The sequence below is a fragment of the Paenibacillus sp. 8b26 genome (assembly GCF_050626875.1).
In the GTDB taxonomy this organism is placed as follows: Bacteria; Bacillota; Bacilli; order Paenibacillales; family Paenibacillaceae; genus Paenibacillus.
Genome location: NZ_CP192445.1, coordinates 4,586,978 through 4,600,645, shown reverse-complemented (window position 1 = coordinate 4,600,645; position 13,668 = coordinate 4,586,978). Strand labels below are relative to the sequence as shown.

At 49.8% G+C, this 13,668-nt stretch carries 14 protein-coding genes; 4 read left to right on the top strand and 10 right to left on the bottom strand.

Annotated features, from left to right (window positions below):
• The first annotated feature begins 141 nt into the window (after positions 1 to 141).
• The gene (locus ACQ4MX_RS21445; protein ID WP_044648298.1) at positions 142 to 699 is read left to right on the top strand and encodes a phosphatidylglycerophosphatase A family protein; all 558 of its coding nucleotides are present in this window, start codon (positions 142 to 144) and stop codon (positions 697 to 699) included.
• Positions 700 to 984: 285 nt separating this feature from the next.
• Here the strand turns inward: ACQ4MX_RS21445 and ACQ4MX_RS21440 are convergent, their stop codons facing one another.
• The 5 genes from ACQ4MX_RS21440 to ACQ4MX_RS21420 all read right to left on the bottom strand — a co-directional run bounded on the left by ACQ4MX_RS21440 (position 985) and on the right by ACQ4MX_RS21420 (position 5,167).
• A complete protein-coding gene (locus tag ACQ4MX_RS21440; protein ID WP_431087202.1) occupies positions 985 to 1,770 on the bottom strand; it encodes an SDR family NAD(P)-dependent oxidoreductase in 786 nt (261 codons plus the stop codon).
• Between the two features lie 107 nt (positions 1,771 to 1,877).
• A complete protein-coding gene (locus ACQ4MX_RS21435) occupies positions 1,878 to 2,516 on the bottom strand; it encodes a TetR/AcrR family transcriptional regulator (protein WP_431087200.1) in 639 nt (212 codons plus the stop codon).
• A gap of 128 nt (positions 2,517 to 2,644) precedes the next feature.
• The gene (locus ACQ4MX_RS21430; protein WP_431087198.1) at positions 2,645 to 3,280 is read right to left on the bottom strand and encodes an NAD(P)-dependent oxidoreductase; all 636 of its coding nucleotides are present in this window, start codon (positions 3,278 to 3,280) and stop codon (positions 2,645 to 2,647) included.
• 52 nt (positions 3,281 to 3,332) lie between these two features.
• A complete protein-coding gene (locus ACQ4MX_RS21425; RefSeq protein ID WP_431087197.1) occupies positions 3,333 to 4,355 on the bottom strand; it encodes an MBL fold metallo-hydrolase in 1,023 nt (340 codons plus the stop codon).
• A 23-nt stretch (positions 4,356 to 4,378) separates the two neighbouring features.
• On the bottom strand, positions 4,379 to 5,167 hold the full coding sequence (locus ACQ4MX_RS21420) for a class I SAM-dependent methyltransferase (protein WP_431087196.1): 789 nt from the start codon (positions 5,165 to 5,167) through the stop codon (positions 4,379 to 4,381).
• Positions 5,168 to 5,398: 231 nt separating this feature from the next.
• Here ACQ4MX_RS21420 and ACQ4MX_RS21415 point away from each other — a divergent pair, with 231 nt between their 5' ends.
• Positions 5,399 to 6,277: a DUF72 domain-containing protein gene (locus ACQ4MX_RS21415; protein WP_431087194.1), complete on the top strand. Its 879-nt coding sequence runs from the start codon at positions 5,399 to 5,401 to the stop codon at positions 6,275 to 6,277.
• Here the strand turns inward: ACQ4MX_RS21415 and ACQ4MX_RS21410 are convergent.
• Genes ACQ4MX_RS21410 through ACQ4MX_RS21390 form a run of 5 tightly spaced genes read right to left on the bottom strand, consistent with a single transcriptional unit; the run spans position 6,269 to position 11,353 of the window.
• Positions 6,269 to 7,381: a tetratricopeptide repeat-containing glycosyltransferase family 2 protein gene (locus ACQ4MX_RS21410; RefSeq protein WP_431091380.1), complete on the bottom strand. Its 1,113-nt coding sequence runs from the start codon at positions 7,379 to 7,381 to the stop codon at positions 6,269 to 6,271. The genes ACQ4MX_RS21415 and ACQ4MX_RS21410 overlap by 9 nt on opposite strands.
• Before the next feature lie 44 nt (positions 7,382 to 7,425).
• Entirely contained in the window at positions 7,426 to 8,301 is an 876-nt protein-coding gene (locus ACQ4MX_RS21405) for a class I SAM-dependent methyltransferase (protein WP_431087193.1), read from the bottom strand.
• Positions 8,294 to 9,643 carry a nucleotide sugar dehydrogenase gene (locus ACQ4MX_RS21400; protein ID WP_431087192.1) on the bottom strand — a complete coding sequence of 450 codons (1,350 nt, stop codon included), beginning with the start codon at positions 9,641 to 9,643 and terminating at the stop codon, positions 8,294 to 8,296. The genes ACQ4MX_RS21405 and ACQ4MX_RS21400 overlap by 8 nt, the downstream gene beginning before the upstream one ends.
• A gap of 2 nt (positions 9,644 to 9,645) precedes the next feature.
• Complete coding sequence (locus tag ACQ4MX_RS21395) at positions 9,646 to 10,626, bottom strand: polysaccharide biosynthesis protein (protein WP_431087190.1); 981 nt, start codon at positions 10,624 to 10,626, stop codon at positions 9,646 to 9,648.
• 19 nt (positions 10,627 to 10,645) lie between these two features.
• Positions 10,646 to 11,353 carry a glycosyltransferase family A protein gene (locus ACQ4MX_RS21390; protein WP_431087189.1) on the bottom strand — a complete coding sequence of 236 codons (708 nt, stop codon included), beginning with the start codon at positions 11,351 to 11,353 and terminating at the stop codon, positions 10,646 to 10,648.
• Between the two features lie 216 nt (positions 11,354 to 11,569).
• On the opposite strand from ACQ4MX_RS21390, the gene ACQ4MX_RS21385 reads away from it, so the two are divergent.
• Positions 11,570 to 12,283, top strand: a complete 714-nt coding sequence (locus ACQ4MX_RS21385) for a GT-D fold domain-containing glycosyltransferase (protein WP_431087188.1) — start codon at positions 11,570 to 11,572, stop codon at positions 12,281 to 12,283.
• Positions 12,284 to 12,507: 224 nt separating this feature from the next.
• A complete protein-coding gene (locus tag ACQ4MX_RS21380) occupies positions 12,508 to 13,635 on the top strand; it encodes a GDSL-type esterase/lipase family protein (protein ID WP_431087187.1) in 1,128 nt (375 codons plus the stop codon).
• Positions 13,636 to 13,668: the final 33 nt, after the last annotated feature.

The window sequence follows — 13,668 nt, the reverse complement described above, 5'->3', positions numbered from 1 at the left end:
CTCCCTAACAATTTTGTACAGATTGTACTAATATGTATACGAGCCTCGCGTAAAAAATAACTACTTTTTCATCCGACTGGACACACTGGTCATAATTGCAGTAGAAATCAGGAACGATACGAGGAGGGAAACTTCAACTTTATGGACAAGAAAAAAGTGCCTTATAGCCTGAACAGTAAAAAAGTAGCCGATGCCACCCGCGAATGGCTGCACAAGCGTGGTGTAAACATTACAGAGATCGCAGAGCTGGTCATGCTTTTACAAAAAAAATATTATCCGAATTTAACGATGGAAGAATGTATGGAGAATGTGGAAAAGGTGCTGATGAAGCGCGAAGTCCAAAATGCGGTGCTCACAGGCATCCAACTGGATATCCTTGCCGAGCAAGGCGCTCTCCTTCCCCCATTGCAGGATATGATTGAAAATGATGAAGGGCTGTACGGAGTGGATGAAATTTTGGCCTTTTCCATTGTGAATGTATACGGCAGCATTGGATTTACGAATTACGGTTATGTCGACAAGCTTAAACCAGGTGTGCTGGAACGACTGAACGATAAAAGTCTGGGGCCGATCCATACGTTTCTGGACGATATTGTCGGCGCTATCGCTGCTTCGGCCAGCAGTCGTATCGCCCATCGCAAGCAAGCGGAACGCGAGCAGGAGCTTGGGGAGGAAAGCGCCCCGGATACGACTCGTTAATTAACGACACGTTAGATAACGACGGTTAGAATAGAACAGATATATGCAGGGTAAGAGGAGAACAAGACATAGCAAACGTGACCGAAGGATATACATTCCGCACAATGAAGGCTGACGATTATGATCAGGCTATTGCACTGTGGAATGGGATTTTATTATATTCCCGAGGGCTGGAGTGGCGTCTGAGCGCTTGATCTATGTAAGCAGAAATGCCGGGTCTGATTCGAATGAGAAGCAATCAGACCCGGCGCATGGGGAAAACTAATGTGATTTATACAATCTGATTTAATTTTTTGGGCGCAGTGCACGTTCTACAATTCCCAGCGTGGATTGACGAGAGAAGAACCGGGACACCTGAGCTACCCAATAGTTTTGGCGACCGGAAATGATGTGACTACGCCCCTTTTCAAATGCTCTCAGCGCGTTCTTCACAACGGTTTGGGGAGTTTCCCTAACTCCAATTGACGCTTCACTTGCGCCAACAATATCAAAAAATGGCGTTTCTGTTGAGCCTGGACAAAGGGCCAGAACTTTAAGCCCCCGTTTCCGATTTTCGGCCCATAGCGATTCAGTAAAAGAAAGCACAAATGCTTTGGTTGCTCCATACACCGCCATATACGGATCGGGCTGAAACGCCGCCGTGGAAGCAACATTGATTAATCCCCCATCCCGATTACGCAATAAATCAGGCATAAATGCATGCGTGATATCGACTAAAGCGGTCACATTGAGCATGACTTCCTCATGCTGCCGTTCTCCTGAAACCTGCTCGAAGTATCCATAGGTGGCAAAGCCTGCGTTGTTAATCAAGAGATCCACCTTTAATTGATGTTTTTGAACCTCCTGATGTAATGTTTGCGGTGCTCCTATCGCGGAAAGATCAAGTGCGATGACTGTTGTCTTTACATTGTATTTAGCAGAAAGCTCTTTAGCCAACGCCTTCAACTTCGTTTCATTACGTGCCACCAAAATGAGATTGCATTTTTGAGCTGCCAGCGAATAGGCAAAGGCTTCGCCAATACCGGATGATGCGCCTGTGATCAGAGCTGTTTTGTTTGCGTACATAAACATGATTATGAACCTCCATAGTATCGTTGTTTTATTCAAGAAACATTGTTACCATTGTTCCAAAATGAACTGAAGTCACCTATTATGACGACCTCAGTACACCTTATATCTTAAGATTGGGATGAGGATGTTTTAAATGCTGCGAGCACATTCTTCAGTGTAAATGCATACACCCCTTGAGCCATATCTACTTCTGAAAAATGACCTGCAAACTGAAGATGTATGACTCCATGTAAAGCAGACCAAAACATCCGGACAACCAGCAGCGGATCATGTTCTTCCAGTTCACCCTGCTTCATAGCGTGTATGACGGTTTCCAGAATTCGAGATAGGGCCGTAGTCGTACCCTCCAGACTCTGTTCATCCGGTTTAAAATCAGATAAAGCCCCGCCAAACATCATTTTGTAATAGGCTGAATGAAGCTGTGCAAATTGCCAATACGCCCAGCTTAAAGCTTCCAGATCAGCGAGTACGTTATCGGTGCTTGGAACTTGTTGAAAGGTTTCGGCCAATAGCCGACATCCATCCAGGTACATCTCATTGGCGAGACCATCCTTGCTGCCGAAAATACTGTAAATAATCTTGGTGGAACAGCTTAATTTCTGGGCAACTCGTCGCACGGTCACAGCCTCTGGCCCTTCTTCCGCAAGAAGGATACATGCCGCATCAATGACATTTTTTCGTAGCAATTGCTGCTGCTGTAGCTTCACTTCCGAATAGGTTTTATAGGGATGCGATGGCTCGGACATTTTTTAATGCACTTCCTTACTATTTTTAACATAGAGTTTGAGCGTGATCTTTTCGGAAACAACGTTACCAACAAGAATCATAGTATTCTAATTCTGAATTTTTGTCAAATATTAAACTCGCTACAGCATCAATAGGCAATGCCTACCCGTGTGTGTAGAAAATCGCTACTACTCAATTGACGATACGTAAAATCGGCCGTGTCAGCGGTCGTAATTTGTGTGCCACCCTCGGGCAGCAGATCCTTTTCCACGCGATATATGCCCGTCCGCGCTCCGTCCGGCAGCCATGTCGGGCAGACTATCGTCCAGTCCAGCGCCGAATCGCGCAGCAGTTCGTACACCCGGCGGTGTTCCTCAGCCGCACGGGTGCTGCGCCGCCGGGGCTCGGAGGATTCATACCGATACAAACCCGGCTCTGTCCGGCTCTGTAAAATCCCTGCCGTCCCCACTGTAATGAGCCGGGGAACGGACTGCTCCTGCATAAGCCGGATCAGCAAACGGATATTAACGGATAAGGTCGTGGTTCCATCCGTATTCAGCGCGCTGATGACTGCTGTCGTCCCGCCCTTCAACGCTTGTGCTACATTCTCAGCATTGGTGGCATCTCCTTGTACGATCTGGAGCTGCGTTCCATATCTTAATTTGTAATCCTCCAGCTTGTCCGGTGCACGAACAAGGGCTGTAACGGTGTGACCGTCCGCTAATGCATATTCCAGAATAAAACGCCCCACACGTCCGGTAGCCCCCAGCAGCAGCAAATTCATAAAAGCCTCTTTCCCGGCATGGATGCCGTTGTCCTTATATTACTTTCCGCCATTACTTTCCGCGAAGCGGGTAGAAGCGTGCGATAGGGTTCGTCTCGCTTATAGAGGCCCGACCGCGTCGCTCCAGTTCCACCAGATGGGCCAGTGTCTCGGACATGGCAAACCGTAGCTGATGAATCCCCAGTTTGTCACTAAATACAGCGATACACAGCTCATAGGCTGTACTGCCCTCTGACTGAATCAATTCATGGAACTTGTCCAGCCGTTCCTCATGATGCGCCATCAGCGCCTGCGTCCGTTCACGAAAATAACCAAACGGATTACGGTGCCCCGGATATGCCCACGCTACCTCCAGCTCGCCAAGACGCTGCAAGCCGTCTAAAAAAGACTGCAAAGGCTGAGTATCACTCCCCGGCAGCAGGCTGATATTAGGCGAAATCCTTGGCAAAACCGCATCACCGCACAGAATAACGCCGCTATTCGGCTCATACAAAGAGACATGTCCGGGCGCATGCCCCCCTGTCTCAATGGGCAGCCAGCCACGTCCACCCCATTCCAGACGGGCATCCTCCCCGACAGGAATAACGGTGATATCAGGCTGTGGATTCACTTGCAGATGAGCCTGCTGCATGTGCAGTTCCAAGGCCGATACCTGCTCCACAGGAAAGCCGTGACGGACAAAAAAGCTTGGCAGCCTCTGCTCCATCGGCATAGAGATATCCGCTTGTGAATCCGGCTGGCCCCACATCATCATCGCTTCCTTATAGCTTCGCGCTGACATATGTACACGAGCCTGACTTTGCTGCTGCATCCAGCCCGCCAAACCGTAATGATCCGGGTGATGATGAGTCACGACAATGTCCGAGATATCACCAAAGGACATCCCCAGCTCCTGGAAGACATGCGCCCATTCTTCCTCCGTATCCGTACTGCGCGGGCCGGGGTCTACGATTGTAAATCCGTCCTGCCCCTTCAGCACATAGCTGTTCACCCAGCGCAGCGGAAAGGACATGGATATTTTGACCTGAAAGCCTCCGTCGATCCGTTCACACGGGGTTAGCTCCGGCATCTTCATGGCTTCCCAACCGCCTTTCCGTATCAAGCACGCACACCGACAAAAATCATTCGGGGCGATACATTTTCCATATATTTATCTTCATTATAGCTTCCATGTACCTGCTCTACAGACAGTCCCGCTTCCTCCAGCAAAGCACGGAATTTTTCATATGGGTACAGCTTGACGCGTTCATGATACACACGTACAGGCTCTTCACCTGCTACAGTTGTATCCTGACCAGCAGCACCGCCCTCAGAAGCCGAAACAGAAGCGATGGAACGAATGGCAATCTGTTTTTTCACAAATCCGTCCTCGATAACCCGATGCTCCTCAATCTGATTTCCTTCATCCTCCCGCGACGAATGCGGCACCAGATGAGCAGCTACGTACGCAGGATTCAAATAATCTATAATAAAACGTCCGCCCGGCTTCAACAGCCGATAAATTTCTTTTAATACTTTAAGCTGCTCCGCATCCTCCTCAAAGTAACCAAAGGAAGTAAACAAATTCACTACCGCATCAAAACTCTCCTCAAGAGGCACCTCTCTCATATCGCCCTGATGCCAGCTAACCCGTCCTTCGGGATCGGCAGCATGTGCCTCACGCAGCAGCACACCGGACAAATCCACACCCGTTACCTTATAGCCCGCATCCGCGAGCGCAAGAGAATGGCGTCCCATACCACAGCACAAGTCCAATACGCTAGAGCCCTGCGGCAATTTGAGCCAAGAGATCATTTTCTGTACTTCATGATAGGCTCCCTGAAAGTCGCGATGCTTGTATACTAATAAGTAATCTTCCCCAAAGCTCTGCTCATACCATTCTGCCATATTATTTCTCCTCCATAAACTCGTTTCGCTCTATTACATACTATATTAGCTTTTTCAAACTGGAAACTCAAAAACATTACGATTAAGCAACATGTTACAATAACCATATTTAAGCTTAAATATTCATAGGAACTTCATACCAGCTTCATGCGATTCACCCTATTTTATCATTAAAATGAATCATGGGAACGCCTTTTGACGGTATTTATGAAGGAAAGGAGCGGCAACGTTATGATTCAAATCGGACTGACGGGTTGGGGCGATCACGATGATCTGTATCCGGTCGGCACCAAAGCCAATCAAAAATTAAGCATCTATGGAAGCCATTTTACAGTGGTTGAGATGGATAGTTCTTTTTATGCCGTACAGCCTACGGATCGTATGGCACGCTGGGCGACCGAAACCCCTGACTCATTTTCATTTCTCGTCAAAGCCTATCAGGGCATGACCGGGCATACGCGAGGCAAACAGCCTTATTTCAAAACAACTGATGCCATGTACGAAGCATTGCATACATCCATACAGCCTCTCCGCGAAGCAGGCAAGCTCAAGGCTGTGCTGTTCCAGTACCCTCCCTGGTTCGACTGTACACGTGAGAACGTCGTCGTGCTACGTGACACGAAAAAAAGGATGGGAGATGTCCCATCTGTACTTGAATTCAGAAATCAAAGCTGGTTCACACCCGAATTTCGAAAGCAAACACTGGCATTTATGCGTGAGGAAGGCTGGATACACAGCGTATGCGACGAGCCGCAGGCGGGACTGGGGTCCGTCCCGATTGTGCCGCAGGCTACAGACAGCAATCTGACGGTGGTACGTCTTCACGGACGGAATGTATCCGGCTGGAATCAAAGCTCCGCGCCCAACTGGCGAGAGGTTCGTTACCTGTATCGGTATAATGAGAACGAGTTGGCCGAATGGAAAGACCGCTTGCTGGAACTGGAGCAGCAAAGCCGCGAGGTGTGCGTTATTTTCAACAACAACTCAGGTGGAGATGCCGCCGCTAACGCCAAGCAGCTCATGAACATGCTCGGCATGGAGCCTAAGCCTTTTCCACCCCGCAAGCCACCGGAAGAGGACAATGAACCGGAACAGCTTGAACTATTTTGAAGGACGGGCTGAGGATGAAAGGTTTTGAATAGCACTCCTGAGCTTGCGTTCGTTATCCAGCAAATGCGGGTCCTCAGGCAAGTATTGCAAAGCTTTTTGGTTATGCTCATATGAAGCGTCCAGCTTGCCCAGATTGGCACAGCAATGGCTAAGTCGTACATGCGGCAGCCAGGAGTAGCAGGGCACCGGAACAGCTCTCAAGCCAGATACGTCCTGCTGCTCCAGTGCTTTTTCGTACCAGTAGGTGGCTGTGCTCCACTCTTTTCGTGTGAAAAACCAGTCACCGATCATGCAGCACAAGTCCGCTTGCGGCACATCATATCGGAAGGAGCGCAGCAGACTATCCAGTTGTTGCTCCGGCTCCCCGAGATGAAGATAGCATTCCGCCAAACGCACGCAAGCGGTAATCCGGTCCTCCCGGTAGCCGCTCGGCTCCCCCAGCAGGCGAATGAACGCCTCTGCCGCCTCGGCATATTCCTTACGATCAAAGCACTCATTCGCGTGAAAATACAGTAGACGTCCCTCCACCTTGCCGCTTTCGCTGATCCAGCGGGCAAGAATATGTTGATTGCGGAGCGTGTGATCTTCCATGCGGCGGTGTGTTACAGCCACATCGGAATGAACGATTCGCCCTTCTGATATCACCAGATCCTCATGCAGACGCCCTTCCCAGCGGTATAGCCGCTCCCGCTTCACGAGACGGATACGGCACGAGGTAAACAACGGCTCACCCTGCTCATCTTCCGCCAGATGGAGTGGCATCACCACCGCGTCGATGTCCGCAGACAAACGCCGCTTCAAGGAACGCATACGCTCCCGGTCCGGCTCCAGCAGTACATCGTCCGCATCCAGCCACAAGATATAGGAACAGGTCGCCTTGTCGAACGATTCGTTACGGGCGGCGGCAAAATCGTCGTTCCAGTCGAATGTATACACCCGATACGTATAACAGGCTGCAATGGTCTTCGTCTGATCCGTGGAGCCTGTGTCCACGATGATGATTTCATCCATCAGGTCCGCCACCGAATCCAGACAGCGGGCAAGCGTCTGCTCCTCGTTTTTCACAATCATACACAAGCTGATTGTGACGGGAGGTTTAGTTATGGAGCCCCCCGCGCTACAGCTATGCGCCTTGGGCATTTCCGTCGTCATGACTTCACGCCATCCCCTTTACCGTCGGCTACATTCCCGGTCTTTTTCCCGGTAGACCCGCCATCAGTATATGAACCTTTCCCTTCATCCTGCCTCTTGCCTGCCTGTTCAGGACGTGGAGTCCTCTCCGCTGGCAAAGCCCGTTCCTCCATATACCGGATTCGCTGTACCGCCTTGTCGAGCGCTGCCTTGCGCTGATTCATTTTGCGAACATGCTGCTCCTCCACCAGCCGGAATTGTTCCTCGTCCAGCTCCATCCAGCGGGCCAGATGCTCTGCCCCCGGCTTGGCCTCACACAGCTCTTTCGCTTTTTTACGGCCTGCAAAGCACAAATATTTGTGATGCACCTCCAGCGCTTGTTCATCAACATAAGGAAACAGCACACCGGACAGGCTCCCGGCATAGTAGGTCCGCTTGTGATCGTGAAACGGATGATATCCGTAGGGGACAGAAAGGACGAGCGCCCCTTTTTTATGAAGCAAACGGTAGGCGTGTGCAAGCAATGTATGAGGGTGTGCGTAATGCTCCAAAATCTCGCCTAAAATAATCGTGTCAAATCCGCCGGGCGGACGTTCGAATTGAGAAATATCTTTTAACTGAAAATGAACTCTTCCACGAACAGGTGCAGATTCCTGACGAAGTTCTTTTTTTGCGTATGAAATACTGCCCTCTTCCAAATCAATGGCCGTTACCTCAAAACCTTCCCTCCCGAGCAAAATGGACGTTATCCCCTGACTACATCCAGCATCCAGCACGGTATGACCTTGCACATGGCGGCAAATCCAGTGGATTCTGCTACGGGTAGCCTCATGGGATTCCTCCGAGTTAATCTGCCCGTAATAACGCTCATTCACCTGATCACGGTTAGCCAACAGCGGCGCCCCCTCCAGTAACGGGATGCCCCAGTATCACGACATGCCCGCCTGTGCAATGCACCGTTGCATTACGTGTATCGAACACCAGCGGGGCATGGTCGACTAACTGCTGGTAATCCAGGGCAGAATGATCCGTCGTGATCACGACGATATCTGCACTTTCCCACATCCGGGTGGTCGCCACACGAGATTGGATGACCTCGCCGTTCAGCTTAAAGCTCTTTACATACGGGTCGGTGAAGCTCACCGAAGCGCCCATTTCCTTTAAATGCTCAAACAGGACAAGAGCAGGGGATTCCCGAACATCATCTATGTCTTTTTTGTAGGCTACGCCCGCCAAAACGATCTCGGCCTTGTTCACGGCTTTACCTTCCTGGGCGAGCAGGGTTTCAATTCGCTCCGCAATATACAGCGGCATACGCCGATTCATACGGTCTGCCAAATCCACAAACTCCAGCGGAAACCCATGCTGCTCGGATTTCCATGACAAATACAGCGGATCGACGGGAATACAGTGACCCCCGATGCCAGGCCCCGGATAGAACGGCATATAGCCAAAGGGCTTCGTCGCTGCCGCATCCAGCACCTCCCATATATTGATGCCGATTTTCTCACAGGCCGCTGTCAGCTCATTGACCATCCCAATGTTGACACTGCGGAACGTATTCTCGAACAGCTTCGCAGCTTCCGCGACAGTTGTCGAGCTGACCGGAACCATTTGATCCAGAAAGGAGCCGTAAAAAGCTACTCCTGCTGCCAGGCAGTCCGGTGTACAGCCACCGATCACCTTGGGCGTGTTCCGAATGTTAAAATGAACACTGCCCGGATCGACACGCTCCGGTGAAAAACACACGTAAAAATCCTGACCTACCGTCCAGTCCCTGCGCTGTTCAATCACCGGGCGGATCAGTTCCTCCGTCGTTCCCGGATACGTGGTGCTTTCCAAAATCAGCAGCGTCTGTTTACGTAAATGAGGGATAGCCTGGTCGACAGCCGCTTCTATATAGGTCGTATCCGGCTGATGGTCATCCGTCAGTGGTGTAGGCACGCAGATGACGACGATATCCGAATGCTCCAGCACTTTGATATCCGTAACCGGATGCAATCGCTGTCCGATCAGCCCCTCCAATGCATCATCGCTAATATCTATGATGTACGATTGTCCTTGAAGCAGCTTGGCTACTTTGGTCGGATCGGAATCCACACCGTACACGTCGTAACCGGCTCGTGCCATTTCCACAGCCATCGGCAGTCCCACGTAACCGAGGCCGATCACCGCAACCTTTACCGTTCCTTTACTTATTTTTTCTATAAGTTGCAAAATACCCACCTCTTTCATCGTTACTCCATGCCTCGCAATAGCTCAGCAATGCCTGCGCGGTCCATTAGCTCATCGTCCGAGCGGTATTGGTTAAAGCTCACCCGCTCCAGCCCGCCATATTGGCGCAGTAATCGCTTGTCTGCTTGCTGTGGGAGAATGACAAAATAACGATCATCATAGCGGTACGTGTGCGGCACCTCATAAGGTGAAATCAGCACTTCGTGCAGCTTTTCCCCACCGCGTATGCCGATTTCCTTCAACTTTAGGGCTGGCTGACCTGCCTGCTCCTTCATCACTTCCGCCAGATCCGCAATGTTGCAGCCCTTCATTTTCATAACCAGTGTCTCTCCACCAATCGCTGTCACAGAAGCCTTCAGCAGCAAACCAATAGCCTCTCCAAGCGTGAGGAAAAAGCGGGTCATATCAGGACTCGTCAGCGTCAAATCCTGCCCTTCCGCAATCTGGCGCTTGAACAGCGGCACAACACTTCCGCTCGTACCCAGCACATTGCCGCCGCGAATACACACAAAACGGGTGCGCTCGCTCAGATCGTTGGCACGAATCATCAGTCTTTCGCCAATCGCCTTCGTCATGCCATATACATTCACCGGGTCTACTGCCTTGTCGGTAGAGACGTCAATAACCTTGGTGACTCCCTGCTCAATGCTGGCCCGGATTACATTTTGCGTACCGTGTACATTCGTCTTGAAAGCCTCCTCCGGCTGTCTCTCGCATACAGGAACATGCTTCAACGCCGCCAGATGGAACACATAATCCATCCCGCGACATGCCTCTTGCAATGCTTGTAGATCCCGAATATCACCAATAACGAAATTCAACCGGGGATCAGACTGGAATTGACGCTGCATGGCAATCTGTGCAAATTCACCACGTGAAAAAACACGAATTTCCGCTGGCCCTTCCTTGAGCAACTCCTCCGTCAGACGTTGCCCCCAAGATCCCGTCCCTCCGGTCACCAGCAGTTTTTTTCCTTTGAACAATATAATCTCCTCCTGACCGTTACAAATTGGCAGTACCCGTTCCCAGAAATTCAGCCAGCACAGCATTCATGTCATCCACTGTCAGTCGATCCTTCGCTGGCACTTTTTTTACCGAGGTATTGGCGGCGTGAATGACGTTCACATAGTTGCGAAGCGGAATGATCTCATGTGGCAGCTCCGTTACATATCCATGCGTACCCTTGCCGGGAATGACAATACGGTAATCATCCAGAAAGTCCGTCGCTTGATAGCGGAACACATAAAAGGAGGGCGAACGGTGAAATACCGGTGCCATCTGACCTTCTACCGCGTCCCACAGGTAACCCATCTGGTTCACCAACGCGACCGTATCTGGCAGAAATTTGTAATCATGTAACTGTTGTACAAACGATTGATGATACAAATCGTCGGAATCAATTCGCGCAATAAGCAGTTCGTCCGCAGCTTCGATATACGCATTAATGCGGCGCTTGCTTTCGATGCTCGTGCCAAAGCGGATAGGGTCGGGAATCGGCTCACGCTTGGCTAATTCATCCTCCACGATGTCACTGCATCCGCCCGCCAGCTTGACGACAGACAAGAAATCCGCATTCGTCTGACTGAGCAAGCTGCGCAGCGTAAAGGTTCTGAATACATCCAACCGCTCGCTGATCCACTCACGTGTCAGCCGATTGGGATTCATCCCGTAGTTATTAAAATTAATTTCAATCACAATCTTGCGATTCATTTATCTTCCTCCCTTTCAACCGTCTCCTCACAAGTTATGAAACCGCCGGGGAAACGGCACGTATAAATGCATCAACTCTTTCAATAAATAGGTAGAATCCAAAAAGAATAGCTGATCATACAAAAACCTTGCCGCTTTCGACATATGATAGAATACAGAGTTTTTTGCACCATTCTAAAAGCTGAAGAAGAAGGATAGATAGGGAGGAAGCATGATATGACTAAGTCAAAGTATCTGGAGATTGACGAGGTACTGAATCATTTGAAGTTGGCACTGGATCAACAGCAGCCCTTCTCGTTCATTCGGATTGGGGATGGTGAAAATTTGATTTTGTCTCAGGATACCGTCTGGCCGATGGAAAAGGTGTTGCAGGAACGTTGGGCAGTCAAAGCCAATCTCGGGCAAAAAGGATTGTTTCTACCGAATACGGAATTGCGAGATGCGGTGGCCGAGGCGGTACGCAAAGCCGACATTGCTGGCATCCTGCCTTATGATGACGAATCTATCAAAGCACCGTCCTATATGAAGCGGGAGCTGACCGACCAGGTTTTTAACCATTACGGCCTCTCTCCTGCACTGACCTGCCATGCCTGCCTGAACCGGTATTTGGCTGAGACACCCGCTTTCTGGGACATGCTTAAAAATCGGCGCATCCTGCTCGTCACCCGAACAGCCACCGAAGTGAAGCCCGTCCTTGAAGCCGAGCCATATCAGCTGCATATCCCGCACACGCTTGCATTTCATCAATATGAACAAATGAATAAAACGCTCCAGTGGATCGCAGCGCATAAAGATGACTTTGATATTGCGCTATTCTCCTGCGGGGTCAATGCGGTCGTACTGGCGGAAAAAACGGCAGAACTAACTGGCAAAGTAGGTATAGACTTCGGCAAGGCAATTAATATCGTAATGTTCGGCAAAGCGAATTAATGGATAGCCTCTGCTTCTCATATCAAAAAAGCACCAGCAAATTCAAGATTTGCTGGTGCTTTTGGCTATCACAAACCGTCCTAAAGTCCGTGGTCGCATGGAATATCCATATAAAGCCTTGAAATCTTATTTGCTTAAAAATAGACTTTGAGATTTCCTGTCAATTATTTTACAATATTATAGAAAATAGCATTAAATTGGAGATCATGAGGAGGATATCGTAAATGACACATAACAAGAAATTGAAGACATATCCACTTACAAAAGCAAAGCATGTAAAGGTTCATGGTCGAACTACACAAACACTTACACCTCTTACTCTGTTTTGGACAGGCAGCGGCATTGAATTGAATATCAAAGGCTCGGAGCTGTGGATTGAAGTTGAGGCCGATTACCAGGTGTATGAGCACTGGATCAGTATTGTCATCAATGGTGTCCCGATGAGTCGTCTGATGGTGACCGCAGGACGGCATTGGATTTGTCTTTTGAGAGGAATGAATCCTAACATGGTTAAAAATGTCCGGGTGGTCAAGGATGTCCAGCCTATGAGTTCGGACTCGCGCTGCTTGTTGCAAATTCATGCCCTGAGGGTTGACGGAGAATTACTGCCGGTCAGCGATAAGCCCCACAAGGTGGAATTTATCGGTGACAGCATTGCCTCGGGAGAAGGAACAATTGGAGCGAAGGAGGAGACAGACTGGGTCCCCATGCTGTTCACGGCACTACGCAATTATACAGCCATAACAGCCGAAGCACTGAATGCGGACTACCGAGTGTTATCACAAAGCGGATGGGGTGTCCTAACAAGCTGGGATAATAATCCGCATGCGAACATTCCGGCATATTATGAGCAGGTATGTGGTGTGCTCACCGGAGAGAAAAATGAAGCATTAGGGGCATTTTCCGATCATGATTTTACCTCATGGCAGCCAGACGTGGTCGTGGTGAATTTGGGGACTAATGACGGGGGAGCCTTTTATTCTCCTGCATGGACGGACCCAGTAAGTGGGAAAGTGTACAAGCAACGCTTGAACAAGGACGGTTCATTTAATGAAGAAGATTTACAAGCCTTTGAAAACGCTATCACAATTTTTCTTGCCAAGCTTCGGACCTGTAATCCTGCTGCCCATATTGTGTGGGCCTATGGGATGCTTGGCACTCCGATGATGCCAGCGATCTACCGGGCGGTAGACGCGTACAAGAAAAGAACGAGGGATCGGAATGTGTCCGTGTTCCAACTGCCGAACACGACGGAAGAAACGTTAGGATCTCGCAGCCATCCCGGGCTCACCGCCCATACCAAAGCAGCAGATGAGTTGACAGGGTATTTGCGAGAGATTTTAAAGAATTAGAATCCGGGAAGCAGAATATGGAGAATCGGTCAC